We start from the raw sequence: 24,350 nt of genomic DNA, 5'->3' as shown, positions 1-24,350 counted from the left end.
GATGCTGAAACTACCGCCGAGGAGGGAACGGGAATATGAAAGGGAAGTGAGGCAAAAAAGGCCGAAATATCCTGTTAAAAACAATGCCGGTCACCTTAAGTGACCGGCATTAGCCCGCAGGCGCTTTAAAACTATCAGGTAACAACCATTGGCCAGTCGGGCGGGGCTTTTTGCGAAGCCTCAATCATTACCTCGACTATATTATGCCAGATAGTAGATAAATCTAACGTCGTCATACCCAGCAAGCCGGTGGCGAACCAGCATGCTGCTGCTAAACCCATGCCGCTACTGATCACGGCAAGCCCAAGGTAATCAGCTTTACGAAAACGGATATTCAACGTGCTGGCCATAAACATCAATACTGCGCTCAATAACTGCCAGCGCAGAAGCACCATGCTGGCGGTAAAGGTAGCCATGAAACCATCCTCAACGAACAAATTCCGGGGCGGATAAGACGATGCACGAACGGCAGGTATCCGCAGACACAACATAATGAAACATAGATTTCTGTTTCATTAATGTGTGAACTATATCACATTTGTATGTTTATTCTCCAGTATGAAAAACGCACTCTGCGCTGTTTTTGCACCTTTTATTCCTGAACGATATATCCTTATTTTCAGATAAATATATTTTCCTTTCTCAAGGATTATTACGCGCAAATTCATTGTGATAGGAAAATATGATAAATAGCAGCCTAATTTTCAGCATATTTAAGATGTGAAAATCGTCTATTATGCTTATTCAGGGTTTTGCTAATTCTGCTAATGATAGTGCAGGGGGTTGATCTTTCTTGATATATTTCTCTGGTGGCCTATTTGTAATTCTTTTTTATTGTTAAAGCGCGTAATGGCTAAACAGCCTAAAAGCTATTTTTCACTTCCTGAATAAATCATGGCAGGTACAAACAGATACTTAATAACCTGCGAATGATAAAATATGAAAAAAGAAAATCCTCTTCCTCCAGAGGAGGGAGCAGTGGCGCTGGCGGTTCTGGCAAAACTCATGCCGTGGCTTACCGCGCAACGTACGTTAAAAGAGATCCTGCGTGCGATCAATGCCGCTTTAGGCGCGCGTCTCGCGTGGGTGATTGTCGAACAAGATGGCGTAGCGCAGATTGCCAGCGCAGGGAAAGCGACGTGCACGTTAAGCGCCGCACAGCGCTTTATTGAACACCTGCCCATGCATCGCCAGCAGCGCGCCTGGCGCGTTATTTGCTGGCGGCGAAATGTCGGAAACTTACTCTTTCCGGCCCATGCTAACCGCGCGAATAAATTACAGAGCGGCATTCTGTGTAAATTACACTTGCAACAGGCCAATCTCAGTGGCTATTTCTTTTTGGCTTTTGCCGAACCGTTGACTTCGTTAACTGTAATGAAAAACATCGTCGTCATACTGGTTGAAAAGCTAAAGGATTATCTGGCTGAAATAATAATAAAAGATCGTACTGCGAAAGAGCTTCAGCGTATTATCACACAATACAGAGCATTATTTGATCGCGCTCCGGTGCTGATGACTTCTTTTGATAAAAGCAACCGCTGCGTATTATGGAATGGCGAGTGCGAGCGCTTATTTGGCTGGACGCTGGAAGAGCTTAATCAGCAGCCCGATCCATTAGCATTATTTTACCCTGACCCAGGCGTGCGCCAGCGTGTTCGCGCGTCGGTTAATCTATCGGCGACCGTGGACATGCACGAATGGCATCCGATCCGCCGGGATGGGCAGCCGCTCACCGTGCTGTGGTCAAACATTCTTTTACCCGATAACTCAATACTCAGTATTGGAATGGATATCACGGAGCGTAAAAAAGCGGAGCAGCAGCTGACGATGAAAGCGACCATCGATGAACTCACCGGTTGCTACAATCGCTCCGCACTTCTGCGTCAGCTTAAAGAGGCGCTCAAACTCTGCCTGCCGAACGATACCCGCAGCCATTTCAGCCTGTTAATGCTGGATCTCGATCACTTTAAAAGCATTAACGATCGCTGGGGACACCAGACCGGCGATGCGGCGCTGGTACACTTTTGCGAGCAGGTTCGTGAGGTTAGCGAGCCGGCGTATGTATTTGGGCGTTTAGGTGGTGAGGAATTTCTGATTTTAATGCCGCGCACTCGTCGGCGAACGGCGCTGCGTTTTAGTCATAAACTTCGCGCGGCATTATTACAAACTCCGCTTTGCCGTGACGACGAAAAAATAACCTTAACCTTTAGCGCGGGTTTAGTTTTCGTGAACGGTGAAGGGCAGGACAGTTCAGTTTTACTTACGCTTGCTGATAACGCGTTGTATGAAGCAAAGCGTAACGGGCGCAGTAAAACCGTGGTTGCCAGCGCTTTCTCATAAATAAAAGAGAGGTTCTCTGGCACCGGAAAAATAGTGCAAAAGAGCCGCAGCTTTTTATTCTTCGTCTGGTTTAGGTTAATTAGCGATACTCTGTTGCGAGAGCCAAAAAAAGGGGTGCAGAGATGGATAAATATTCCACCTAATATAAACCACGGGCACATTTTATGTTTGGCTTACGGGATGTTATGGGAGCCGTCACGAGATATTAACTTTTTAACGAGAAAAGTCAGTTGCTAATGTCGTATGATTCATGCAACGTAATCACCTGTTTATCAAAACAACCTGCCACTCATTAACAGGCACAATCATTGCAGGGATATAGGCGAACATGAATCATAGCGTGCGACGCAAGCTGCTCAGAGTCGTCGGGGTAATGCTGGCGGTGCTCCTGCCGGTGATGCTATCGCTATGGTTTGCGCATCTGCGGGCCGTCAATGAAACAGGCACGCAACTTCGCACATTTGCTCAGCAGGCGCTGGATAAAACAGACGTGGTCATCCAGCAAGTGAATACCGCGCGCCAGGCGGCTGAGAAATATCACGGTGAAATGTGTTCCCCACAGCATCGCGCCGCTATGCTTAATATTGTGCGCGGCAGCTTATATCTGGCAGATTTAATTTATGCGCACGGTGATTCCTTTTTATGCTCCACTATTTTCACACCCGCCAACCCGTATGTCATTTCCCCTGCTGAGTATCAACGCAAGCCTGATCTCGCCGTTTATTACTATCGGGATACACCTTTTTATGCAGGTTATAAAATGGTCTATATGCGCCGGGGCAATTACGTTGCGATAATTAATCCTCTTACTTACAGCGATGTGGCCAGTGACGATAATGCGCTGACTTACGCTATTTACGATACGCTTACCGGGTCCTTTTTTTCCGCCAGCCGCCAGGCTGATAGAGCGATGCTCTCGCAACTGATCCGCTCGCAAGAGTCAACCTTTCAGCAAGAAAAACGCGTTTACACCATCGCGCATTCGGCTAAGCGGCCCATCGCCATCATTGTTTCAACCTCTAACGACCGTTATTTTATCTCGCTCTGGCATCAGGTCACGTTTACGCTGCCGCTGGGCCTGGTTTGCAGTTTGATTATTTTATTGTTGTGGTCACGAACACGGCGGGAATTTCACTCTCCTCGCCGTATGCTCAACCGGGCATTATCGCAGCGCCAGCTTCAGCTCCATTACCAACCGATTATCGATATCAAAAATGGCAAATGTGTTGGCGCAGAAGCATTGTTACGCTGGCCTGGTTTTAACGGCCCGGTGATGAGTCCGGCGGAATTTATCCCGCTGGCAGAAAAAGAGGGCATGATTGAAAGCATTACCGATTATGTGGTCGACGAAGTGTTTAGCGACCTCGGTGATTTTCTCGCAGTCGTGCCGCATATCTACATCTCTATTAATTTATCCGCCGCTGATTTTCACTCCTCACGGCTGATTTCGTTGATCGCCAATAAAGCCAAAATGCATGCCGTACGCGCCGAGCAAATAAAAATCGAAGTGACCGAGCGGGGGTTTATTGACGTGCCGAAAACCACGCCGGTTATTCAGGCATTTCGCCAGGCCGGATATGAAGTGGCGATCGATGATTTTGGTACCGGTTATTCCAACCTGCATAATCTCTATTCACTGAATGTGGATATCCTGAAGATTGATAAATCGTTTATCGATACCTTAACCACCAATAGCACCAGCCATTTGATCGCTGAGCATATTATTGAGATGGCGCAAAGCCTGCGCCTGAAGATTATTGCAGAAGGGGTGGAAACGGCGGAGCAAGTGGCCTGGCTATTAAAACGCGGCGTTCAGTTTTGCCAGGGCTGGCATTTCGCCAGAGCGCTGCCGCCGCAGGAATTTAAACGCTGGGTGCAGCAGCCTCCTTCCCTGAAATAATGTTTTCATGCCTGATGGCGATAATCACTGGGCGTGCGGTCGAATTCACGGCGAAATACCCGTGAGAATGTCTGCTGTGAGACATAACCTAAATCCATCGCAATATCAAAAATAGGGCGCTTCGTAGTACGCAGTGCTTCTGCTGCCAGTAATAAGCGGCGCTGGCGAATATAGTCACCCAACGTTTGATGCATCACGGTGCGGAACATTCTTTGCAAATACCACTTGGAATAACCTGATTTTCTGGCGACAACATCGATGTTCATCGGCTGATCGATATGTTCATCAATCCATGCAATAAGTGTCTGAATAATTTGCTGATGGGACATATTACTTCCTCATTTCGCGATTCGTCATTTTGTCTGGGAGCGAGTATAATTCCTCAAGTTAACTTGAGGTAAAGAGGATTTATGGAAAAGAGACCGCCGCGTATTAAAGCGCTGCTCACGCCGGGCGAAGTGGCGAAGCGTAGCGGCGTTGCCGTCTCGGCGCTGCACTTTTATGAGAGCAAAGGCTTAATTAAAAGCAAACGTAATGCGGGCAATCAGCGGCGCTATACGCGCGACGTGCTGCGTTATGTGGCGATCATTAAGATTGCGCAACGTATCGGTATTCCACTGGCGACTATTGGCGAGGCATTCGGCGTATTACCGGAGGGGCACACGCTGAGTAAAAAAGAGTGGAAGCAGCTCTCTTCCCAGTGGCGGGAAGAACTGGACCGCCGCATTCATACACTGGTTTCATTGCGTGATGAACTGGACGGCTGCATTGGCTGCGGCTGCCTTTCGCGCAGTGATTGCCCGCTGCGTAACCCTGGCGACAAGCTCGGGGAACTCGGCACCGGCGCGCGCCTGCTGGAAGACGACTCGCTTTAAAAAAACTAAAGCGCCCGTTGGGGGGCGCTTTAGTCATTCCCGGTCTTTGTCTTTCTCTCTATCCCGCTACGATACGGGAGGGTTTCCCCCGACATCAACACGCCTCAGCTAATTTTGAGGTTCCGGATTGCGCTGACACTTTTAGTATAGGCCATCAAATCAGAATTGCTCATTTTTTGCGCTATTTTTTTGAATTCTTTCCCGTTTCGCTGGCGCTGACGACTATAGTTAACAAGTCTATCTCAGCGGGAGAAAACTATGCTAACGGTGCATCATCTCAATCAGTCGCGTTCGCAGCGCGTGCTCTGGGCATTAGAAGAGTTGGGCGTGCCTTACCAGATAGTGCGCTATCAGCGCGAAAAAACGATGCTTGCACCCGCGTCGTTAAAAAAAATTCATCCGCTGGGTAAATCGCCGGTTATTGAAGATAATGGTCTGGTCATCGCCGAGTCCGGGGCGATTCTGGAATATTTGCAGGAAACCTACGACGCTCAACAGCGCTTTAAACCACAGGAAGCGGCGCAAAAGCAGGATTACCGTTTCTGGTTACACTACGCAGAAGGTTCGCTGATGCCGCTGTTGCTGCTGAAGCTGGTCTTTGCAAGTCTCGGCAAGCCACCGGTGCCTTTTGGTGTGCGCAGCATCGGTAAAATGCTCGGTAAAGGCGTGGAGAAAGCCTACCTCAGGCAGCAAATCGAAACCCATGCACATTTTATTGAGTCACAACTGGCGCAACGCATCTGGTTTGCCGGAAACCAACTCAGCATGGCGGATATCCAGATGAGTTTCCCGGTTTTCGCCCTGCTTGCGCGCGGCGGCGTGGAAAACCTGCCGAATCTGCGGGCATGGAAAAAACGTGTGGAAATGCGCCCGGCCTGGCAACGCGCGGTGGTGCAGGGCGGGCCTTTTGATCTGCCTGGCGGCTAAAAATCAGCGGCAAATGTTGCAAAGTTGCGCATCGGCGGTAACGTTTGCGCAGCTTCATCACCTGTTTGAGCAAATTTTGGGGCAAAGCGGCAAAGTTCAGTTGAAAAGCGTTATCCAAACGCTGGATAATCGTTTGCTTTTTTTGACCAACCGTTGTCTGCGCGAAGTTAAACGTTTGCTTTTTTGTGGCGCCTTGCCACAACGCTGCACAGGGAGATGATGTTTAACCGGCAGGGGACTGTCCACCGCGCATGTCAACGAACGATAAAATTCTCAGGGGATGTTTTCTATGTCTACGCCTTCTGCGCGTACCAACGGTTCGCTTGACGCACTCTTTAAAATTTCCGCCCGTGGCAGCACGGTTCGTCAGGAAATCGTTGCCGGTTTAACCACCTTTCTCGCGATGGTCTATTCGGTCATCGTTGTGCCTGGCATGCTGGGTAAAGCAGGGTTCCCTCCTGCTGCTGTGTTTGTGGCGACCTGCCTGGTTGCCGGTCTTGGCTCGATTGTGATGGGGCTGTGGGCAAATCTGCCGCTGGCTATCGGTTGCGCAATCTCGTTAACGGCTTTCACCGCATTTAGCCTGGTGCTCGGCCAGCAGATAAGCGTGCCGGTTGCGCTTGGCGCGGTGTTCCTGATGGGCGTGCTGTTTACCATTATCTCTGCGACCGGTATTCGTAGCTGGATCTTGCGCAACTTGCCGCAAGGTGTTGCCCACGGCACCGGCATTGGTATTGGTCTGTTCCTGCTGCTGATTGCAGCCAGCGGCGTGGGTTTAGTGGTGAAAAACCCGCTGGAAGGGCTGCCGGTTGCGCTCGGCCATTTCGCCAGTTTCCCGGTCATTATGACGCTGGTCGGTCTGGCGGTGATTATCGGGCTGGAAAAACTGAAAGTGCCGGGCGGCATTTTGCTGACCATTATTGGTGTTTCTATTGTCGGGCTGATTTTTGACCCGGCGGTGCACTTCTCCGGTATTTTCGCCATGCCTTCGCTGAGCGACGGCAACGGTAACTCGCTGATTGGCAGCCTGGATATTATGGGCGCACTGAACCCTATCGTGCTGCCAAGCGTGCTGGCGCTGGTGATGACGGCGGTGTTTGATGCCACCGGGACTATTCGCGCGGTAGCCGGTCAGGCTAATCTTTTGGATAAAGACGGCCAGATTATTGACGGCGGCAAAGCGCTAACGACCGATTCCCTGAGCAGCGTGTTTTCCGGGATTGTCGGCGCGGCGCCTGCGGCGGTGTATATCGAATCGGCAGCCGGTACGGCGGCGGGCGGCAAGACAGGGCTGACGGCAATCACCGTTGGCGTGCTGTTCTTGCTTATCCTGTTCCTCTCTCCGCTCTCTTATCTTGTCCCGGCATATGCAACGGCACCTGCGCTGATGTACGTTGGCCTGCTGATGCTCAGCAACGTGGCGAAAATCGATTTTTCCGATTTTGTCGATGCGATGGCAGGGTTGATTACGGCGGTGTTTATCGTGCTGACCTGCAATATCGTCACCGGTATCATGATTGGCTTTGCCTCGCTGGTGATTGGCCGCGTGGTGTCCGGCGAGTGGCGCAAACTCAACATCGGCACCGTGGTGATTGCCGTGGCGCTGGTTGCTTTCTATGCAGGCGGTTGGGCGATTTAATCCCGCGCTATGCCTGGAAATAGCGGCAAAATGGGCTGGATTTTCAGCCCTTTTTTTTACACACATCCCTGTTCCTTTGCGTTAAGCTGAATATTCTGGTTTCAGGTCTGAAGCCACTATAAAAAACACATTCATTGCAAACAGGGAACGCATGGAAATTTTCTTTACCATACTGATTATGACGCTCGTGGTATCGCTATCAGGCGTTGTCACGCGTGTTCTGCCGTTTCAAATTCCGCTACCGCTGATGCAAATCGCCATCGGGGCGCTGCTCGCTTTCCCAACCTTTGGGCTTCATGTTGAGTTCGACCCGGAGCTGTTTCTGGTGCTCTTTATTCCGCCGCTGCTGTTTGCCGACGGCTGGAAAACCCCCACGCGTGAGTTTCTGGAGCATGGGCGAGAGATCTTCGGTCTGGCGCTGGCGCTGGTGGTTGTCACCGTCGTGGGCATCGGCTTTTTGATTTACTGGCTGGTGCCTGGCATACCGCTGGTGCCCGCTTTTGCGCTGGCTGCCGTGCTATCGCCGACGGATGCGGTCGCACTTTCCGGTATCGTTGGCGAAGGGCGAATTCCTAAAAAAATCATGGGGATTTTGCAGGGCGAGGCGCTGATGAACGATGCGTCTGGTCTGGTGTCGCTGAAGTTTGCCGTTGCCGTTGCGATGGGCACCATGGTCTTTACCGTGGGCGGCGCGACGGTGGAGTTCTTCAAAGTCGCTATCGGCGGGCTGCTGGCCGGGTTTGTCGTCAGCTGGCTCTACGGGCGTTCGCTACGCTTTCTTAGCCGCTGGGGCGGTGATGAACCGGCCACGCAAATTGTTCTGCTGTTTCTGCTGCCGTTCGCCTCTTATCTGATTGCGGAACATATCGGTTTTTCCGGCATCCTGGCCGCGGTCGCCGCGGGGATGACCATTACCCGTTCCGGCGTGATGCGTACCGCGCCGCTGGCCATGCGCTTGCGTGCCAACAGTACCTGGGCGATGCTGGAGTTCGTCTTTAACGGCATGGTATTCCTGCTGTTAGGCCTGCAATTACCGGGCATTCTGGAGTCTTCTCTGGTGGCGGCGGAAGCCGATCCGAACGTTGAAACCTGGATGCTGTTTGTCGATATCGTAATGATTTACCTGGCGCTGATGGTGGTGCGCTTCGGCTGGCTGTGGACAATGAAAAGACTAAGCCGCCGCTTCCTGAAGAAAAAACCGATGGAGTTCGCCTCCTGGAGCGATCGCGAGCTGCTGATCGCCACTTTCGCAGGCGTACGCGGGGCGATTACCTTAGCCGGTGTGCTCTCCATTCCGCTGCTTTTACCTTCTGGCGACGTCTTCCCGGCGCGTTATGAGCTGGTGTTCCTGGCGGCAGGGGTGATCCTCTTCTCGCTGTTTGTCGGGGTGATTGCGCTGCCGCGCCTGCTCCAGCATGTGGAAGTGCGCGACAGCGCGCAGCAGATAAAAGAGGAGCGCCTGGCGCGTTCGGTAACGGCTGAAGTGGCTATCGTGGCGATCCAGAAAATGGAAGAACGCCTGGCGGCAGATGCGCAGGAGAATATCGATAACCAGCTGCTGACCGAGGTGAGTTCACGGGTGATTGGTAACCTGCGCCGCCGCGCTGACGGGCGCAACGATGCTGAAAGCTCGCAGCTGGAAGAGAACCTGGAGCGTCGCTTCCGTCTGGCGGCGCTGCGTTCCGAGCGGGCCGAGCTGTACCACCTGCGCGCTACACGCCAAATTAGCAATGAGACGCTGCAAAAAATGCTCCACGATCTCGATTTGCTGGAAAGCCTGCTGGTCGAGCATCACAAGTAGTTGCCTTCCGGGGGCGGGTTTTCCCGCCCCATATCAGGGGAGCGGCGTGGCCTCTCCCGTTTTTAGCCAGAACGCTTCGCAGCAGGCCAGCCAGGCTTGCGCACTGTGCGACAGGTAAACTCCGTCACGCCAGATAATCCCAAGCTGCCAGCGCAGGTCGCTTTGCAGCGGCAGCCAGAGCAGGGCGTTTTTATCCAGCCGCTGGCACACCGGCTCCGGCAGGATGGCGATACCAACGCCCGCCTGCACCATAGCCGCCAGAAAGTCCCACTGCCCGCTGCGCACCGCGATACGCGGTTTTACGCCATGCTGGTTAAATAGCTGCATCAGCTGGCGGTTAAGCGAAAATTCTTCGTTGTAAATAAGCAGCGGGTGTTCGGCGAGCATCTGAGGGGTGACCGCTTCGCAGGCCAGCCACGCGTCGGTACGCGGCACCAGTACGCACAACGAATGGCTGAACAAGGCAAGCGTCGCCAGACCGTTCTCCTCCTCAACCGGCAGCGCCGTCATGGCGAGATCCAGCTCGCCATTAATTACTGCCTGCTGTACCGTTAAGCCGCCAAACTCTGCGATTTTCAGCTCAATGCCAGGGTAGCGCTGGCGAAACAGACTGATTGGCCCGGCCATCAGCATCCCCACCATCGGCGGTATACCGAGCCTCAGGGTGCCTTTGTCGAGGTGGTTGATGTCTGCAAGTTCCGCCTTAAGTTGGTGAAACTCCGCCAGGATCGCAACACCGCGCTCAAACACCACTTGCCCGGTATCGGTCAGCAGCAGTTTGCGCCCGTCGCGGATAATAAGCGTACACTCCAGCTCATCTTCCAGGTTTTTCAGCATCTTACTGATAGTGGGCTGGGTGACGAAGAGCCGTTCCGCCGCGCGGGTGAAGCTTTGCTGGCGAACCACTTCCACAAAATAGCGCAGCGTTCTTATGTCCATGATTATTCCTTCAGACTATGCCTGCGATGAGTTTAATTCATTTTTGCAGCACAAAGAGGCTCACTATAATGCCCATCGACTCAACTGACAGGAAACCATTATGGACATGGCATCAAAGCGAATATCGCTTGCCATTGTACGTCGTTTACACGTTCCGGCTCAGGTCGCGCTTTATGCCGTGATGTTTATTTTTGCCGAATATCTTGTCCAGTGGTTACACCTTCCCCTCCCGGCGAACCTGATTGGTATGGTATTGATGCTGGCGCTGATTGTTTGCCGCATCATTCCGCTTGCCTGGGTACGTGCGGGCGCGCGCTGGCTGCTGGCGGAAATGCTGCTGTTTTTCGTTCCGGCGGTGGTGGCCGTGGTGAATTATACCCAGCTCCTGCTGGTGGACGGCTGGCGTATTTTTGCCGTTATCGCGCTGAGTACGTTGATGGTGCTGGGGGCGACGGCCTGGGTGGTGGATAAAATTTACCGCTTTGAGCTAAGCAGGCTGAAAGATGAATAACGGTTGGCTAAGCGTGCTGTGCCTGGTGATGACGCTGGTGTGTTACTTCCTCAATCAACGTCTGTATCGGCGCTTTCATAAACTGGCGTTTATGCCGCTGGTGTTTACCCCGCTATTGCTGGTGTTGATGCTGGCGCTGGGGCATATCTCTTATCAGAACTATATGGGCGAGTCGCACTGGCTGATGTGGTTATTAGGCCCGGCCACGATCGCTTTTGCTGTGCCGGTGTATGAAAACCTGGGAATTATTCGCCGCCACTGGATGTCGCTGAGCGCGGGCGTTCTCACCGCAACGGTGGTGGCCGTCACCAGCTCGGTCTGGCTGGCGCGCCTGTTTACCTTATCCGATGAGATCCAGCGCAGCCTGGCGGTGCGTTCCGTGACGACGCCGTTTGCGCTCGCTGCCGCCGGGCCGCTGGGCGGGCAGCCGGATTTGGTCGCGCTGTTTGTGGTGGTCACCGGCGTGTTTGGCATGGCGGTTGGCGATCTGCTGTTTCTGCGCCTGGCTATCCGCGAGGGTATGGCGAAAGGTGCCGGGTTTGGCGCGGCGTCGCACGGTGCGGGAACGGCGCGCTCTTATGAGCTGGGGCCGCAGGAGGGCGTAGTGGCAAGCCTGGTGATGATGCTTTCCGGCGTATTGATGGTACTCTCTGCGCCGCTGGTCGCGCGGGTGCTGTTCTAGCGCCCCGCGCTGTGGCCGCGTGTTACTGCGCTTTCAGGCGGGCTATCAGTTCAAACTCGCTGAAGTTCACCGGGCGCTGCTGCTGTAGGGAGAGGTTGGCGGCGATACCGGTCAGGATAGACATCGCGCCGGCACGATGATCGGCCGCGCGGTGCAGCGGGTCGTTGCCCGGTTCGCCAAATAGATCGGCAAGCATGGCGTTGTCGCCGCCGCCGTGCCCGCCTTCACCTACGGTGAAGTCTGCTTTCCACGGCGCGGCAAACAGCGGAAACACGGTGAGATCACACTGTTGCAGGCTGCCCTCGTTCTCACGATCGCCGCCCGCATTCACGTAGGATTTCTCCACCAGTTTCATCTCCAGCCGCCCGCGGCTGCCGTTAAACACAACGTTTAAACCTTCCCAGGGCAGATAAGTGTTTAGCGAGTAGCTAAGCTGGCACTGGTTCTGGTATTTCACCAGCACCGACATAGTATCTTCAATGGTGATGCCATCGCTGAATACGCTCTGATCGCGCCAGTAATTATCCTCGTGCTCCGCATCCAGATAGAGCGCTTTAAGCTGTGGATTGTCGGCCATATGCAGGGCAAAGGGGTCGTCTTTTGCTGCGGCGTAGCCGTGAGCGCGCGGGTAGAAATGCGTTACGCCGCGTTTCTCGGCATTCTCTTTACCGTAAAAGCGCAGAGCGCCTTCGGCGTAAACGCGCTGCGGATAGCTGCCAAGCCAGAAATTCATCAGGTCAAAATGGTGGGTGGATTTGTGCACCAGCAGCCCGCCGCTATTGCGCTTTTCGCGGTGCCAGCGGCGGAAATAATCCGCGCCATGCTCCGTATTCAGCAGCCATTCAAAATGCACCGAATAGACTTCGCCAATGGTGTCATTCATCAGTAGTTCACGCACTTTGCTGTGATGCGGCGCGTAACGATAGTTAAACGTTACCCGTACCGTGTGCCCGGTTTGCTCAATCGCATCCAGGATGCGTAGCGCGCGCTGCTCGTCAATTGTCATCGGTTTTTCCGTAATGACATCGCAACCCGCATGCAACGCCCGCACAATGTAATCGTCATGGGTGCGATCCATCGTGGTGACGATAATAACGTCCGGCTTCGTTTCGCGGATCATCTCTTCAAACCGAGCCGCTTTCCAGGTACTCACCGGCGCAGCACCTGCCTGTTGTAACAGCGTGTTGGCGTAGTCCATACGCGTCTGGTTCGTATCGCAAAACGCCACCAGCCGCGCGTTTGCGCGCCATTGCCCGCCGATGGCGGAGATATATAACCCGGAGCGCCCGCCTGTTCCCACAAGAGCATATTTCTTCATCGCATCCTCGCAAGTCATAAATGAATTAACGTATTGATGTATTAAAAACGATGTTTCATTTTTGCTTTGGATACTGTAGCGCGATGGCGCAAGATGGATACAGGCAGAAGGGGAAAGTGTGATCCCCGGCCATTCCTGACCGGGGCAGAAGGTTAATGTGCGCGACCCTGCTCAATACCGATGCCGGTTTGAGAGCGGATAAACTGCGCGCGGAACAGCTCGCGCTCGCGATTGCCCGCTTCAGAGTTATCGGTGGCTGAGAAAACCCAGATACCAATAAACGCCACCGCAATGGAGAATAGCGCCGGGTACTCATACGGGAACACCGGAGCGGCGTGACCGAGGATCTGTACCCAAATGGTGGGGCCGAGGATCATCAGTATCACGGCGGTTAATAGCCCCAGCCAGCCGCCGATCATCGCGCCACGGGTGGTCAGTTTCGACCAGTACATGGAGAGCAGAATAATCGGGAAGTTACAACTGGCGGCTATTGAGAAGGCCAGACCGACCATAAAGGCAATGTTCTGGTTCTCAAACAGGATGCCGAGCAGAATCGCCACCACGCCAAGCACCAGCACGGTGATCTTCGACACTTTCAGCTCCTGACGCTCGGTGGCACCTTTGCGGAACACATTAGCATAGAGATCGTGCGAAACCGCCGAGGCACCCGCCAGCGTCAGCCCGGCCACGACAGCCAGGATAGTGGCGAATGCGACGGCTGAGATAAAGCCGAGGAACAGATTGCCGCCGACCGCATCGGCAAGGTGTACCGCAGCCATATTATTGCCGCCGATCAACTGCCCCGCCGCGTCTTTAAAGGCCGGGTTTGCGCCGACCAACATAATCGCGCCAAAGCCGATGATAAAGGTCAGGATGTAGAAATAGCCCATAAAACCGGTGGCGTAGAACACGCTCTTGCGCGCTTCGCGAGCATCACTGACGGTAAAGAAACGCATCAGAATGTGCGGCAGCCCGGCGGTACCAAACATCAGCCCAAGCCCGAGGGAAAGCGCGGAGATAGGATCTTTAACCAGTCCGCCAGGGCTCATGATGGCATTGCCTTTCGGGTGTACCGCCATCGCTTCGTTAAACAGATTGTTGAAGCTAAAGCCAACGTGCTTCATCACCATAAAGGCCATAAAGCTTGCGCCGAACAGCAGCAGTACTGCTTTAATAATCTGTACCCAGGTGGTGGCGAGCATCCCGCCGAACAGCACATACAGCACCATCAACACGCCAACCAGTACCACCGCGATGTGATAATTAAGGCCGAACAGCAGTTCAATCAGCTTGCCTGCGCCAACCATTTGCGCAATCAAATAGAGCGCGACCACCACCAGCGAACCACAGGCAGAGAGAGTGCGGATGGGGCCTTGTTTCAGCCGGTAGGACGCGACGTCCGCAAAGGTATAACGCCCCAGGTTGCGCAGGCGCTCAGCAATCAGAAACAGGATAATCGGCCAGCCGACAAGAAAGCCCAGCGAATAAATCAGGCCGTCGTAGCCGGAGGTGTAAACCAGTGCGGAAATACCGAGGAATGATGCGGCAGACATAAAGTCGCCAGCGATGGCCAGCCCATTTTGAAAGCCGGTAATGTTGCCGCCAGCGGTGTAATAATCGCTGCGCGAGCGCACGCGTTTTGACGCCCAGTAGGTGATATAGAGGGTCAGCAGCACAAAAATCACGAACATCACAATCGCCTGCCAGTTTGTTGGCTGGCGTTCTACCGCGCCGGTCAGGGCATCGGCGGCATTCGCGGCAACGGGAAGCGTGGCGGCAAGCGCCGTCAGGACTTTTTTCATGATGCCTTTACCTCATTCATAACCACTTTTGTCAGGCGATCGAACTCACCGTTTGCCCGCCAGACGTAGACGCCCGTTAGCAAGAAAGAGATAACAATCACGCCAATACCGATAGGTATGCCTCGCGTCACGCTGGTTCCTGCATGCAGCGGTGCGCCGAGCCACTGGGGAGCAAAAGCGATCAATAAAATAAAGCCGACGTAGACAATCAGCATGATGATGGACAGGATAAAGGCAAACCGTTGCCGTTTTTCGACTAACTCCCTGAAATGCGCACTGTTTTCTATCTGCTGATAAATATTATTCATCGCAGTTTCTCCAGAAGTAACCCCTGCGTTTTTTGTGCCGCAGGTTTGTTGGCCGCACTTGCCCGCCCCGGTCACTGTTGCTCTGTGACCGGAGAGGTACTGATTTGCTGCCTTCCTGCAACACGAAATCCTTGGGGGAGGGTGTAGGGTTTGTTATTTTTCCCCTCTCACCAGAGAGGGGTGAGGTGAGGTTTATGAAGGCATCGTGATCGCCTGCTTCTCTTCGAGCAGTTTTTCCACCACGCCAGGATCGGCAAGCGTTGAGGTATCGCCGAGGTTGCTGGTATCGCCAGCCGCGATTTTGCGCAATATACGGCGCATAATTTTGCCGGAACGGGTTTTCGGCAAGGAGTCTGTCCAGTGCAGTACGTCTGGCGTTGCCAGCGGGCCAATCTCTTTACGTACCCAGTTACGCACGTCGGTGTAAAGCTCCGGCGACGGTTCTTCGCCGTGGTTAAGGGTGACATAGGCATAAATGGCCTGGCCTTTGATATTGTGCGGGATGCCCACCACTGCCGCTTCTGCGATTTTCGGGTGTGAGACCAGCGCCGATTCAATCTCGGCGGTACCGAGACGGTGGCCCGATACGTTGAGCACATCATCCACGCGACCCGTTATCCAGTAGTAGCCATCTTCGTCACGGCGCGCGCCGTCGCCGCTGAAATACATATTTTTAAAGGTGGAGAAATAGGTTTGCTCAAAGCGCTCATGATCGCCAAATAGTGTGCGCGCCTGGCCAGGCCAGGAATCAATAATCGCCAGATTACCTTCCGCTGCGCCTTCTTGCGGGTTGCCTTCGTTATCCACCAGTACCGGCTGCACGCCAAAGAATGGGCGCGTCGCGGAGCCGGCTTTTAACTGCGTAGCGCCAGGCAGCGGCGTGATCATAAAGCCGCCGGTTTCGGTCTGCCACCAGGTGTCAATGACCGGGCATTTCCCGTTACCAATTTTCGACCAGTACCATTCCCAGGCTTCCGGGTTAATCGGTTCGCCGACGGAGCCAAGAATGCGCAGGGAAGAGCGATCTGTGCCTTCGATGGCTTTGTCACCTTCCGCCATCAACGCGCGGATCGCGGTTGGTGCGGTGTAAAGAATATTAACTTTGTGTTTATCCACCACCTGGCACATGCGCGCCGGAGTCGGCCAGTTCGGCACACCTTCAAACATCAGCGTGGTCGCACCGCAGGCCAGCGGCCCGTACAGGAGGTAGCTGTGACCCGTCACCCAGCCGACATCTGCGGTACACCAGTAGATATCTCCCGGATGGTAATCGAAGGTATATTTAAAGGTGGACGCGGCATAAACCAGGTAGCCGCCGGTGGTGTGCAGCACGCCTTTGGGTTTACCGGTGGAGCCTGAGGTATAGAGGATAAACAGCGGATCTTCGGCACCGATTTCAACGGGCTGGTGCTGGTCGCTGGCTTTCTCCATCAGAGCGTTCCACCACAGGTCGCGGCCTTCTTGCCACTCAATATTGCCACCGGTGCGTTTGAGAACAATGGTGTGCTCAATGCTGGTGACATGCGGGTTTTTCAGCGCATCATCAACGTTTTTCTTCAGCGGAATACTGCGCCCGGCGCGAACACCTTCGTCGGCGGTGATCACCAGGCGTGCGTTGGAGTCGATAATGCGTCCGGCCACCGCTTCCGGCGAGAAGCCGCCAAAAATAACCGAGTGCACCGCGCCGATACGGGCGCAGGCCAGCATGGCGACCGCTGCTTCCGGCACCATCGGCATGTAAATCGCCACCACATCGCCTTTCTTGATACCTAAATCGACTAACACATTCGCGAAGCGGCAGACGTCACGGTGTAATTCACGGTAGGTGATGATTTTGCTCTGGCTTGCGTTATCACCTTCCCAAATGATTGCAGGCTGGTTGCCATGTTCGACCAGGTGGCGATCAAGGCAGTTGGCCGCCAGATTCAGCGTGCCGTCTTCGTACCATTTAATCGACACATTACCCGGCGCAAAAGAAGTATTTTTGACCTTCGTATACGGTTTTATCCAGTCGAGAATTTTGCCCTGCTCGCCCCAAAACGTATCCGGATCGGTGACCGATTGTTGATATTGAGCTTCATACTGTTCCGGGTTTATCAGGCAGCGCTCCGCAATATTTGCGGGAATATCATGTTTATGAATTTGGCTCATGGCATTTGCTCTCCTTGTAAGATGTTAATAATATGTCACATAATAGTTAATAGTAGTGCCGGAGCGCGTTTTGTTTACTATTTGCGCGATAGATCACGCATTAATTGCATGGAATGAAAAAGCCGGAAAAGAAATGCGAAGAGATAAAAACGCGGCGAAGAGCAATGTGGAACAATAAAAATTATTCATAACAGCAAGTTATGTTAGTTCTGACTTTGATTACTTTTCATAAGCAGGGCTTGTGCGTTATGGTGTCGTGGTGAAATAAACGCCAGATGAATTGATAGCAATATCATTATTTATGCATTCAACCATTCCTTTCCCTCATGAAAAGCAGGGGCGTATTTTTAGTCAAAGGGCGGGTAAAATCCGATTCGGCTGGACAAAAAGCGCGCAAATGAACAGTAAGCAGTGAATAATTTCAAATAAGGATTATTGGAATTCGTCTTAGTGAAAAGTTTTCCATAACAATTACTTATTGAACTTAACTGAAATAAAAGGCGGTTTTTATGTAAAAATTCAGTCAAACCCCCTCCCCGTATAGGGTTGCGCGCTATACCCTGCAAATGATACTGATAATGCGCGTTAAAAAACCCCGCAATACCGTGCGACGCTAATCATACCCTTTCAGTATGTGTCGTTCCCGAGCATGGGAAGGCGCTTCATTGAGGATGTCTGTAGTTATGAAAAACATAAAAGTCAGCCTGGCCTGGCAGATATTGCTGGCCCTGGTGCTGGGTATTCTTCTGGGTAGTTATCTGCATTATCACAGCGACAGCCGCGAATGGCTGGTTGTAAATCTTCTGTCTCCGGCAGGGGATATTTTTATCCATCTGATCAAGATGATCGTGGTACCGATTGTTATCTCTACGTTAATTGTCGGGATCGCAGGTGTAGGTGATGCGAAACAGCTTGGTCGTATCGGTGCGAAAACCATTATTTATTTCGAAGTGATCACTACGGTTGCTATCATCCTGGGTATTACGCTGGCGAATGTGTTCCAGCCTGGCTCAGGTATTGATATGTCGCAACTGGCGACGGTGGATATTTCGAAATATCAAAGCACTACCGCGGAAGTGCAAAGTCACGCTCACGGCCTGATGGGGACGATTTTATCGCTGGTGCCGACCAATATCGTCGCGTCGATGGCGAAGGGCGATATGCTGCCTGTTATCTTCTTCTCGGTGCTGTTTGGTCTGGGGCTTTCGTCGCTACCGGCAACGCACCGCGAGCCGCTGGTCACCGTGTTCCGCTCTATCTCTGAAACCATGTTTAAAGTCACCCATATGGTGATGCGTTATGCGCCGGTTGGGGTGTTTGCGCTGATTTCAGTGACCGTTGCGAACTTCGGTTTTGCCTCGCTCTGGCCGCTGGCTAAGCTGGTGATTCTGGTCTATTTCGCCATCATCTTCTTTGCGCTGGTGGTGCTCGGCATAGTGGCGCGCCTTTGCGGCCTGAGCGTGTGGATCCTGATTCGCATTTTGAAAGAAGAGCTGATTCTGGCGTACTCCACGGCAAGTTCTGAAAGCGTGCTGCCGCGTATTATTGAGAAGATGGAAGCCTACGGAGCGCCTGCCTCGATCACCAGTTTTGTGGTGCCGACCGGCTACTCCTTTAACCTTGATGGCTCCACGCTTTACCAGAGTATTGCCGCTATCTTTATCGCGCAGCTGTACGGTATTGAGCTGTCCATCGGCCAGGAAATCATCCTGGTGCTGACTCTGATGGTGACCTCTAAGGGGATTGCGGGCGTGCCGGGCGTCTCCTTTGTGGTGTTGCTGGCAACGCTGGGTAGTGTGGGGATCCCGCTGGAAGGCCTTGCGTTTATTGCCGGTGTTGACCGTATCCTTGATATGGCGCGTACCGCGCTAAACGTGGTGGGTAATGCCCTGGCGGTGCTGGTGATTGCCAAGTGGGAGCACAAGTTCGACCGTAAAAAAGCGCTGGCTTACGAGCGCGAAGTGCTCGGAAAATTCGATAAGACAGCCGATCAGTAAGCCTCTCAGTCCCTCCTTATAAAGGAGGGATTTTTTTATGGGTGCATAAGACGTATTGCTGCGCCTTATTTTTCTGGTGTTAAACAGTTTTTAATAAATAGCTCTTTGGTCAGCGGGGCGGAAAAGAGAAAACCCTGCAAAAATTCCACACCTTTTTTCACCAGAAACGCAGCCTGCTGTTCGTTTTCCACACCCTCTGCAACGACGCTGATATTAAGCTTTATCGCCAGATCCACGACATTCTCGACGATATGGCCTGAAATCTCGTCAACATCCAGCATCTGCACAAAGGATTTATCGATCTTGATAAAATCAACCGGGAAATATTGCAAGTAGCTGTGCGTGGCATAACCGGTACCAAAATCATCAAGCGCGAACAGGATGCCCTCTTTTTTAAGGGTTTTAAGGCGCGCTTTGATCTCTTCGCGCATCGGCATCTTATCGCGCTCGGTCAGCTCCAGTACCAGCTTAATTTTTTGCGGCGGGAAGGCTGCAACAAAGCTCAGGCACTCGTCGACAAAGTGAGGTTGGGTGATGTGTTCAGGGCTGATATTCACCCCGACGTGAAAATTATCCGGCAGCTGGTTTCCCAGCGGCGAGAGGATAGTTTGAACCTGCGTTAGCAGCGATTGCGTCATCGGAACAATAAGCCCGGAGGACTCAGCAAGGGGGATAAACTGTTCAGGCGGGATGATACCCATTAACGGATGACGCCAGCGCATCAGGACTTCACAGCCGCAGCACTCGCGCGTATCCGACGATACGACTGGCTGGAACCAGGGTTCAAACTCTCCGCGCGCGATAGCGGTTTTTAACGCCTCCAGCGGCGAAGGCTCACCTCCTGACCGGGTAACATGGGCAACAAGTGTTTTCATCACCCGGCTAATGGGCCGCGTGCTCCGCTTCAACATATCCCTCGCCATTTATTATCACTCCTGATAATGGCCGTCCCGCCTTTATGCGATATCCATTTTCGCTGTGTGGCTATTATAGCATATCTCTTATGGCGCCAGACGTGGCTATTTCTGTATCCGCAGTTGTTAGTATGGTGTGAATTTTATGCTTGTTAGTTAATTCGTAAATTATTGCTTTTCATTCATTTCTACGTGGTATCATTTCAAACGGATTATTTTTTCATGATTTATATAATAACTTATTGATTATTATGTGTTTTAATTAATTTACGATTAAAAATAAAACGATATAAAATTCTTAATTCCTGTGTTTTTTTGAATGTTATTCCTGGTTTTTATCGAAAACCCAGCCAATGACTTGTAAAGATAATCGTTAGTTAGCGCTTTAATCTTCAGGTCTTTCTTTTAAATTTTGAAATTTTAAGTTAAATTGCGCGCCCGGAATAATCTCTTTTTTATTTTGGGTATATTAAGGAGTTAATTTTTCTGAACTGTTAACCATTTCTAATCTATTTTGACTTTGTCAAATTTTATGCTCTGTGAACGCAGGGGCAGATATCTTTATACCTGTTAATTGAACTGGGAATATAAATGAAAAAATCTATTATCAATTCTTTTATTGGGTTGTCGATGATATCCGGAACGGCGCTGGCCTCCAGCGGTGAAGTTTCTTTTTTTGGCAACGTTTCTGAAACGACCTGTGATTTGGCGGTAGAAGTTAATGGCTCCGTTACCGGGCTGGTACAATTAGGGACGGTAAAAAAGAATACAAAAGGTTCTTATATACCGTTTACGTTAAAAGCTAAAAATCCTGATGACTGCACAAGCTTGTCCAGCAGTAATATTGCCGAAATTTCCTGGGCGGGCGCGTTTAATGGCGAAGGGTTAGCAGCACAGTCAGGCTCTGCGTCGGATGCTGTCGTTTATTTAAAAACGTTAAATAGCTCTGGTAATAATGAACAGGACGTAACCGTATCTAACAATACCGTCCAATTTGAAGCCAACAAAGTAACGCAGGAAGGTTTCCGCTTCGGCGCTGCATTACACGGTAAAGAACAAGTGGGAGACTTTCGCTCAGCGGCGGCTTATGTCGTCACCTACAAATAATCACCGGGCGGGGGAGCGGCTCCCTCGCCATCCGTTATCTGCGCTTGCATCAATGGGGGAGGTGCGTTGGTACGCGGTCGGCTACCGGCATTATCGTTAATTTCGCTGTGGTTATATTGCGAAAGTTGTGTCGCTACAGAATTAAACCTCGATTTTTTACAGGGGATCTCCACGGTTCCTGAAATATTAAAAACCAGTACGCAATATCCACAAGGGCAATATTCGGTCGATGTGAAGGTCAATAATAAAAACATTGGCCGCGTCGATTTAAATATTAGCGCAGAGGAACAAGCGAATAACTGTATCTGTTTTTCATCACAGTGGTTAACCCATGCCGGTGTGCTCTTTAAAAGGCAAAATTATTTATCGGTTTATGATAAAAGCAAAGATTGCTACGCTCTGAATGAAGAATCACACACCCAGGTAAGCTTTAATTATGGCGCGCAGACGCTGGAATTTAAAATACCACAAGCCTGGCTGCTCAGAGAAACAGCGCCGGAGCGCTGGGACTACGGTATTAATAGCGGGCGATTGAACTATTATGCCAACCTGAATAAAACAGCCAGTGGGCAAATTGCCGCTTTCGGCAATATTGCGCCCGTTATCAATATGGGCCGTTGGGTATTGTTCGGCAATATTAATGCATCGCGCACGGATAGCCGAACCTCGATATCTTCCAGCACGCTGACACTCTCCACCGCGATTAGCCAGGTGCAGGGCGACTTATTTGTCGGTGAGGCGCAGGTTCGCACCGATATGTTTGATGATTTTAACTTTTACGGCGCGTTATTACGCTCCAACTATAAAATGCGCCCCTGGGCGCTGCGCGGCTATGCGCCACGGATCAGCGGCGTCGCCCCGTCGCCTTCGCGCGTCACGGTGATGCAGAACGGTTACACCATTTATTCAAAAATCGTCCCGGCAGGCCCTTACGTACTGGATGATTTAAAACCCGGCGGCAACAGCGAGCTTGTCGTAACAGTAGAAGATGAAAGCGGTCATATCACCAAAACGGTGTACCCGGTCGGCACGCTGCCAACACTCTTGCGTGCGGGTGAGTTTCATTACAACACCGCAGTCGGGCAAAAGGTTGCCAGCAACCGGGTAGAGCACGCTTTTACAGAAGATAGTGGCCTGTTCTGGCTTGGCAGCGTGGATTACGGTTTTGACCTGCTGACATTAAGCGTTGCCGGCGTCTGGCATCGTGACTACCAGAACACCGGGCTTGGCATCACGCAAACCGTTGGTTTCCCTGGCGCGATTTCACTCAGCGGCAACGCTGCCAAAGCGCGTTATGACAATGGCCAGGAGCATAAAGGTCATAGCGTGAAAGTGAAGTACGCCTGGAGTTTTACCGAGCGAAGCGATCTGCAGGTTTCTGCCCGCCGTTATACCGGGCCTGGGTACGTCGAATTTGCCGATTTCGATGGGAGTAACCATGAGTCTTATGGCAAGGCGAAGTCGCGCTATGAGGCACGTTTATCGCATCGCATCAATGACACCTGGCTCAGTGGTAGCTGGTGGCGGCAGGATTACTGGGGGATAAAACAACATGCCACAGGCGTGAGCGCCTCGCTCAGTACCAGCATGTTTGGCGATACCACACTGTTTATGAACCTGGGTTATAGCGAAACCCCTGAGCAGCGCCGCCCCGATCTCTCGGCGTCGTTAAGCGTCAGCGTGCCTTTTACCTTTGGCGGAACGCGGCACTATAGCAACAGCGCGCTGAGTTATTCACGCAGCAGCGGATATGCCCTGAATCACGGGGTCTCTGCCATGGTGAACAAGCGGCTGAATTACAGCCTTAACGCAAATGTCGGTGAGCAAGGCAGCAGTGGGATGTCGGCCTCTGCAAGCTACACCTTCGATGCGGTGCAGACCAATATGTCGCTATCGAAAGAGCGCAAGCAGACCGGTTTCTCTGCCAGCTTCAATGGGTCAGTGCTGGCGAGCGGCAAAACGGGCCTGATGTTCAGCAAAGAGTCGTCTGACACGCTGGGGATTGTGGCTGTTCCCGGTATGTCTGACGTTTCGTTTAACGGATCGCTGCCCAGTAACAAAAACGGTTACGCCGTGGTTCCGCTGTCGGAATACGCAGAAAACATCATCAGCGTGGATATGGAGAATATTCCCGACAGCCTGGAATTACAGACGACATCCTACAACGTGGTGCCAACAGAAAAAGCCCTCGTTTACCGGCAGTTCGATTTCAATACCGTGCTGCGCTACATCCTGCTGGTGAAGGATGCGCAAGGCAATGTGCTCACCGGCGGGAATGCGTTTACCGAACAGAAGCTCAGCGCGGGTTTTATCTCAAATCAAGGTGTGTTGCTTATGAATCTATTGGCCGCACCGAAAACGCTCACGATTGAAAAGGGCGACGGTAGCCAGTGCCGTATCCCGACAAACTCTCTTAACGCTAACACCAACAAGGTTCAGGAGGTTCGGTGTGAATAAATTGACTCAGGCCATACTGGCCGCCACGTTCACTTTTGCGGCCTGTGCTCAGGCGATGGCGGCGTTTACGCTCAACGGTACGCGCTTCATTTATGAGGAAGGTAAGAAAAATATCTCCTTTGAGGTGACGAATAACGCTGAGCAAACCTATGGCGGGCAAGTGTGGGTTGAAAACAGCGATATGCAAAAAAGCCAGGTTTACCTGGTGCCGCAGCCCTCTTTCTTTAAGGTTGATGCCAGAAATAAACAGATTGTACGCATTATGGCGGTGAATGAATCGCTGCCAAAAGACCGGGAATCCTTGTTCTGGCTGAATGTGCAGGAAGTGCCGCCAAAACCCGATGCCAAAGATGGCAACGTGCTGGCGATTGCGATGAATACAAAGGTTAAGCTCTTTTATCGCCCGAAAGCCATCGCGGGCGAGCGTCAGGATGCGGAAAAACGCTTGCAGATTGAACAGCGCGGCGCGACTACCTGGCTTAAAAACCCGACGCCGTACTATATGGCTATCGCCAGCGTTTCCAGCAACGGTAAAACGGTCAAACTGCCCGCCAGCGCTACGTCGGCCATCGCCCGCCTGGCGCCTTTTAGTGAAGTGTCTCTCGGCACCTCTGTTTCCGGGAAGATTAGCGTCAATGCGGTGAATGATTGGGGAGGCGTTCAGTCCTGGGCGCTGAACTGA

20 protein-coding genes are annotated in these 24,350 nt (G+C 52.2%); 12 read left to right on the top strand and 8 right to left on the bottom strand.

Translation table 11 applies throughout. From position 1 onward, the window contains the following. Positions 1–134: 134 nt before the first annotated feature. Positions 135–416 (bottom strand): YjcB family protein, encoded by a 282-nt coding sequence (locus tag ACTU3N_RS06890; RefSeq protein ID WP_443085400.1) that lies wholly within the window; start codon positions 414–416, stop codon positions 135–137. A gap of 562 nt (positions 417–978) precedes the next feature. On the opposite strand from ACTU3N_RS06890, the gene ACTU3N_RS06885 reads away from it, so the two are divergent. Further along, positions 979–2,340, top strand: coding sequence for a GGDEF domain-containing protein (locus ACTU3N_RS06885; RefSeq protein ID WP_443085399.1), 1,362 nt, complete (start codon positions 979–981; stop codon positions 2,338–2,340). Between the two features lie 328 nt (positions 2,341–2,668). Continuing rightward, positions 2,669–4,240 carry an EAL domain-containing protein gene (locus ACTU3N_RS06880; RefSeq protein ID WP_443085398.1) on the top strand — a complete coding sequence of 524 codons (1,572 nt, stop codon included), beginning with the start codon at positions 2,669–2,671 and terminating at the stop codon, positions 4,238–4,240. A gap of 5 nt (positions 4,241–4,245) precedes the next feature. Here the strand turns inward: ACTU3N_RS06880 and soxS are convergent, their stop codons facing one another. Beyond that, the gene (gene soxS / locus ACTU3N_RS06875; RefSeq protein WP_443085397.1) at positions 4,246–4,569 is read right to left on the bottom strand and encodes a superoxide response transcriptional regulator SoxS; all 324 of its coding nucleotides are present in this window, start codon (positions 4,567–4,569) and stop codon (positions 4,246–4,248) included. An 81-nt stretch (positions 4,570–4,650) separates the two neighbouring features. Between soxS and soxR the strand changes: the two genes are divergently transcribed. From soxR to ACTU3N_RS06855, 4 genes are all read left to right on the top strand, one after another. Then, positions 4,651–5,115 (top strand): redox-sensitive transcriptional activator SoxR, encoded by a 465-nt coding sequence (gene soxR / locus ACTU3N_RS06870; protein WP_443085396.1) that lies wholly within the window; start codon positions 4,651–4,653, stop codon positions 5,113–5,115. A 258-nt stretch (positions 5,116–5,373) separates the two neighbouring features. Next, positions 5,374–6,042 carry a glutathione S-transferase family protein gene (locus tag ACTU3N_RS06865; protein WP_443085395.1) on the top strand — a complete coding sequence of 223 codons (669 nt, stop codon included), beginning with the start codon at positions 5,374–5,376 and terminating at the stop codon, positions 6,040–6,042. Positions 6,043–6,331: 289 nt separating this feature from the next. Further along, a complete protein-coding gene (gene ghxP, locus ACTU3N_RS06860) occupies positions 6,332–7,681 on the top strand; it encodes a guanine/hypoxanthine transporter GhxP (RefSeq protein ID WP_443085394.1) in 1,350 nt (449 codons plus the stop codon). 151 nt (positions 7,682–7,832) lie between these two features. Continuing rightward, positions 7,833–9,482 (top strand): Na+/H+ antiporter, encoded by a 1,650-nt coding sequence (locus tag ACTU3N_RS06855; protein WP_443085393.1) that lies wholly within the window; start codon positions 7,833–7,835, stop codon positions 9,480–9,482. A 33-nt stretch (positions 9,483–9,515) separates the two neighbouring features. On the opposite strand, the gene ACTU3N_RS06850 is transcribed toward ACTU3N_RS06855, so the two are convergent. Then, positions 9,516–10,421, bottom strand: coding sequence for a LysR substrate-binding domain-containing protein (locus ACTU3N_RS06850; RefSeq protein WP_443085392.1), 906 nt, complete (start codon positions 10,419–10,421; stop codon positions 9,516–9,518). Positions 10,422–10,521: 100 nt separating this feature from the next. Between ACTU3N_RS06850 and ACTU3N_RS06845 the strand changes: the two genes are divergently transcribed. After that, the gene (locus ACTU3N_RS06845) at positions 10,522–10,932 is read left to right on the top strand and encodes a CidA/LrgA family protein (protein ID WP_443085391.1); all 411 of its coding nucleotides are present in this window, start codon (positions 10,522–10,524) and stop codon (positions 10,930–10,932) included. After that, positions 10,925–11,614 (top strand): LrgB family protein, encoded by a 690-nt coding sequence (locus ACTU3N_RS06840; RefSeq protein WP_443085390.1) that lies wholly within the window; start codon positions 10,925–10,927, stop codon positions 11,612–11,614. Before ACTU3N_RS06845 ends, ACTU3N_RS06840 begins: the two co-directional genes overlap by 8 nt. A 22-nt stretch (positions 11,615–11,636) precedes the next feature. Here the strand turns inward: ACTU3N_RS06840 and ACTU3N_RS06835 are convergent, their stop codons facing one another. The 4 genes from ACTU3N_RS06835 to acs form a co-directional block, all read right to left on the bottom strand. Next, entirely contained in the window at positions 11,637–12,932 is a 1,296-nt protein-coding gene (locus ACTU3N_RS06835; RefSeq protein ID WP_443085389.1) for a Gfo/Idh/MocA family protein, read from the bottom strand. A gap of 152 nt (positions 12,933–13,084) precedes the next feature. Further along, the gene (gene actP / locus ACTU3N_RS06830) at positions 13,085–14,734 is read right to left on the bottom strand and encodes a cation/acetate symporter ActP (RefSeq protein WP_443085388.1); all 1,650 of its coding nucleotides are present in this window, start codon (positions 14,732–14,734) and stop codon (positions 13,085–13,087) included. Next, positions 14,731–15,042: a DUF485 domain-containing protein gene (locus ACTU3N_RS06825; RefSeq protein ID WP_443085387.1), complete on the bottom strand. Its 312-nt coding sequence runs from the start codon at positions 15,040–15,042 to the stop codon at positions 14,731–14,733. Before ACTU3N_RS06825 ends, actP begins: the two co-directional genes overlap by 4 nt. A gap of 192 nt (positions 15,043–15,234) precedes the next feature. Further along, a complete protein-coding gene (gene acs, locus ACTU3N_RS06820) occupies positions 15,235–17,193 on the bottom strand; it encodes an acetate--CoA ligase (protein WP_443085386.1) in 1,959 nt (652 codons plus the stop codon). Between the two features lie 683 nt (positions 17,194–17,876). On the opposite strand from acs, the gene gltP reads away from it, so the two are divergent. Further along, complete coding sequence (gene gltP, locus ACTU3N_RS06815; RefSeq protein WP_443085385.1) at positions 17,877–19,190, top strand: glutamate/aspartate:proton symporter GltP; 1,314 nt, start codon at positions 17,877–17,879, stop codon at positions 19,188–19,190. 65 nt (positions 19,191–19,255) lie between these two features. Here the strand turns inward: gltP and ACTU3N_RS06810 are convergent, their stop codons facing one another. Next, entirely contained in the window at positions 19,256–20,101 is an 846-nt protein-coding gene (locus tag ACTU3N_RS06810; protein ID WP_443085384.1) for an EAL domain-containing protein, read from the bottom strand. Between the two features lie 594 nt (positions 20,102–20,695). On the opposite strand from ACTU3N_RS06810, the gene ACTU3N_RS06805 reads away from it, so the two are divergent. The 3 genes from ACTU3N_RS06805 to ACTU3N_RS06795 all read left to right on the top strand — a co-directional run bounded on the left by ACTU3N_RS06805 (position 20,696) and on the right by ACTU3N_RS06795 (position 24,350). Further along, complete coding sequence (locus ACTU3N_RS06805; RefSeq protein WP_443085383.1) at positions 20,696–21,211, top strand: hypothetical protein; 516 nt, start codon at positions 20,696–20,698, stop codon at positions 21,209–21,211. A 66-nt stretch (positions 21,212–21,277) separates the two neighbouring features. Continuing rightward, the gene (pefC, locus tag ACTU3N_RS06800) at positions 21,278–23,668 is read left to right on the top strand and encodes a PefC/AfrB family outer membrane usher protein (RefSeq protein ID WP_443085382.1); all 2,391 of its coding nucleotides are present in this window, start codon (positions 21,278–21,280) and stop codon (positions 23,666–23,668) included. Continuing rightward, the gene (locus tag ACTU3N_RS06795) at positions 23,661–24,350 is read left to right on the top strand and encodes a fimbrial chaperone (RefSeq protein WP_443085381.1); all 690 of its coding nucleotides are present in this window, start codon (positions 23,661–23,663) and stop codon (positions 24,348–24,350) included. Before pefC ends, ACTU3N_RS06795 begins: the two co-directional genes overlap by 8 nt.

Origin of the sequence: Vagococcus sp. WN89Y (genome assembly GCF_052220145.1) — a bacterium.
Lineage (GTDB): Bacteria > Pseudomonadota > Gammaproteobacteria > Enterobacterales > Enterobacteriaceae > Kosakonia.
The sequence above is the reverse complement of the archived record's forward strand: the minus strand, read 5'-3'. Positions and strand labels throughout refer to the sequence as shown.

Bases quoted from the DNA above. Each gene is read 5' to 3' on its own strand.
- soxR (WP_443085396.1), top strand. From the start codon at position 4,651: ATGGAAAAGAGACCGCCGCGTATTAAAGCGCTGCTCACGCCGGGCGAA.
- gltP (WP_443085385.1), top strand. From the start codon at position 17,877: ATGAAAAACATAAAAGTCAGCCTGGCCTGGCAGATATTGCTGGCCCTG.
- ACTU3N_RS06890 (WP_443085400.1), bottom strand. From the start codon at position 416: ATGGCTACCTTTACCGCCAGCATGGTGCTTCTGCGCTGGCAGTTATTG.
- ACTU3N_RS06865 (WP_443085395.1), top strand. From the start codon at position 5,374: ATGCTAACGGTGCATCATCTCAATCAGTCGCGTTCGCAGCGCGTGCTC.
- ACTU3N_RS06840 (WP_443085390.1), top strand. From the start codon at position 10,925: ATGAATAACGGTTGGCTAAGCGTGCTGTGCCTGGTGATGACGCTGGTG.
- ACTU3N_RS06855 (WP_443085393.1), top strand. From the start codon at position 7,833: ATGGAAATTTTCTTTACCATACTGATTATGACGCTCGTGGTATCGCTA.
- ACTU3N_RS06835 (WP_443085389.1), bottom strand. From the start codon at position 12,932: ATGAAGAAATATGCTCTTGTGGGAACAGGCGGGCGCTCCGGGTTATAT.
- ACTU3N_RS06880 (WP_443085398.1), top strand. From the start codon at position 2,669: ATGAATCATAGCGTGCGACGCAAGCTGCTCAGAGTCGTCGGGGTAATG.
- actP (WP_443085388.1), bottom strand. From the start codon at position 14,734: ATGAAAAAAGTCCTGACGGCGCTTGCCGCCACGCTTCCCGTTGCCGCG.
- soxS (WP_443085397.1), bottom strand. From the start codon at position 4,569: ATGTCCCATCAGCAAATTATTCAGACACTTATTGCATGGATTGATGAA.
- ACTU3N_RS06805 (WP_443085383.1), top strand. From the start codon at position 20,696: ATGAAAAAATCTATTATCAATTCTTTTATTGGGTTGTCGATGATATCC.
- ACTU3N_RS06850 (WP_443085392.1), bottom strand. From the start codon at position 10,421: ATGGACATAAGAACGCTGCGCTATTTTGTGGAAGTGGTTCGCCAGCAA.
- acs (WP_443085386.1), bottom strand. From the start codon at position 17,193: ATGAGCCAAATTCATAAACATGATATTCCCGCAAATATTGCGGAGCGC.
- ACTU3N_RS06845 (WP_443085391.1), top strand. From the start codon at position 10,522: ATGGACATGGCATCAAAGCGAATATCGCTTGCCATTGTACGTCGTTTA.
- ghxP (WP_443085394.1), top strand. From the start codon at position 6,332: ATGTCTACGCCTTCTGCGCGTACCAACGGTTCGCTTGACGCACTCTTT.
- ACTU3N_RS06810 (WP_443085384.1), bottom strand. From the start codon at position 20,101: ATGTTGAAGCGGAGCACGCGGCCCATTAGCCGGGTGATGAAAACACTT.
- ACTU3N_RS06825 (WP_443085387.1), bottom strand. From the start codon at position 15,042: ATGAATAATATTTATCAGCAGATAGAAAACAGTGCGCATTTCAGGGAG.